We start from the raw sequence: 1,637 nt of genomic DNA on the forward strand, positions 1-1,637 counted from the left end.
CGCTGGCTTCACTGCGCCGCCGCGAAATCCTCCAGGGTTTTCATCAGTCCCTGATAACCACCCGTGGCGATGTACCAGGTGGCCGGATCGAGATAGAACACCCGGCCCTCGGTCCAGGCCGTGCTGGCGGCGATACCCGGGTGCGCGGCGAGCGTCTGCGCCGCCTTGCCCTCGCCACCGGTCGCGGCACCGCGATCCAGGATCACCAGCCAGTCCGGCTCGGCCTGCAGGGCGGCAGCCAGGCGCGCCTTGTGCCGTTCGCGCAGCTGCATGGCCTCTGGCGAACCGGGCGCCGGGCGGCCCTGCGGCAGGGATGCCGGGTCGACCGGCGGGGCAACGGACGTCGTGCCCAGCACCTCGGCGAGCATGCCGAAACGCTCGCCTGGCGCATGCACCATCAGCGCATCGTTGACGGTGAACAGCGTCAGCGTAGCGAGCCCCTGACTCTTCTCGTGCGTCGCCGCCAGTGCCTGCTGCTGCTCGGCATCCAGCCGGGCGGCCCGCGCCTGGCGGTCGAAGATGTCGCCCAGCAGCCGCAGGTTCTGCCGCACCCCGGCGACGAAGGCATCCGGCGCGATGCTCAGGTCGAGGGTCGGCGCCAGCTGCGCGAGTTTCGCGTAAGCGCCACTGGAACGGCCGGCAATGATGATCAGGTCCGGGCGGAGGGCTTCCAGCGCGGCGTAGTCCGGCTCGAACAGGGTGCCGACATTGACCGCCTCACGCCCCGCGTAGGCGTCTTTCAGGTACTCGGGGCCGGCCATCTGCGGCACCCCGGCCGCCGACACGCCGAGTGCATCCAGCGTATCCAGGGTGGCCAGGTCGAACACGGCAACCCGTTTGGGAACCTCGTTCAGCGTCAGGCCACCCTGCGCATGATTGACCGTCAGTGGATAGGCGCCATGGGCAGACGCCAGGGCCAGCAGGGCGAACGCGGCGACCAGGTGGGTCACGGCGGAGCGAAGCGACGACATCTCACTCTCCTCGTTGCAATGGACAGGTAGCGGGCGCGTACGCCGCACGCGGGCGTCGCCTCGGCTGCATGCGCCCCGCCCAGGCGCCGTCGAGGGTACAGCAGCGATTTCGCAATTGATATTGAGCCGCATTCGGATTTACACCTCGCCGGAACCAGGCCCACGGGCCCTCTGCCGTGCAGGGCTGCCGGGGTGCGCAGAATTTACAAAGTGCAAATGTATAGTTTGTAAATCACATTTACTCGCAGATGAGTATTCATATCATTTGCGACCTGTCCGCAGCTTACCGGCAGATTGCCAGCGGCAAGACCTGCCCGGACATGGGCGCCCTAGCAGCACTCGCCCGTATCGCGTCACGCCTCCGAACAGCCGCCGGGACGATCTGCCCTGCGCCGCCGGAGACGCGCCGTCGCTCTGCAAGCACGCCGACACCTGGGCCATCCTGATTTCCGTAGGAGCTATTCGCATGTCACGCACGCGCCACCCGTTCACTGCTCGTTGCAACCCACAGTTCCAGAAAACCCTGCTGGCCGTCGCACTGACCTCGGTCGCCTGCACGACCGCCGCCGCGCAGGCATCCGATCAGGTGAAACTCAATGACGTGGTGGTGACCGCTTCGGGCTTCGAGCAGAGCATCAAGGATGCGCCGGCCAGCATCAGCGTGAT

The 1,637-nt window shown here is 67.0% G+C and carries 2 protein-coding genes; one reads left to right on the forward strand and one right to left on the reverse strand.

Translation table 11 applies throughout. The annotated features are described in order from the left end of the window. Positions 1-8: 8 nt before the first annotated feature. Entirely contained in the window at positions 9-971 is a 963-nt protein-coding gene (locus J0A65_RS23105; protein WP_206596644.1) for a siderophore ABC transporter substrate-binding protein, read from the reverse strand. A 466-nt stretch (positions 972-1,437) separates the two neighbouring features. On the opposite strand from J0A65_RS23105, the gene J0A65_RS23110 reads away from it, so the two are divergent. Continuing rightward, on the forward strand, positions 1,438-1,637 hold a 200-nt coding region (locus J0A65_RS23110; RefSeq protein WP_206596645.1), incomplete at its 3' end, for a hypothetical protein.

Source organism: Bowmanella yangjiangensis (genome assembly GCF_017255015.1).
Classification (GTDB): domain Bacteria; phylum Pseudomonadota; class Gammaproteobacteria; order Enterobacterales; family Alteromonadaceae; genus Bowmanella; species Bowmanella yangjiangensis.

Coding starts and splice junctions, on each gene's coding strand:
- J0A65_RS23105 (WP_206596644.1), bottom strand. CDS start 971: ATGTCGTCGCTTCGCTCCGCCGTGACCCACCTGGTCGCCGCGTTCGCC.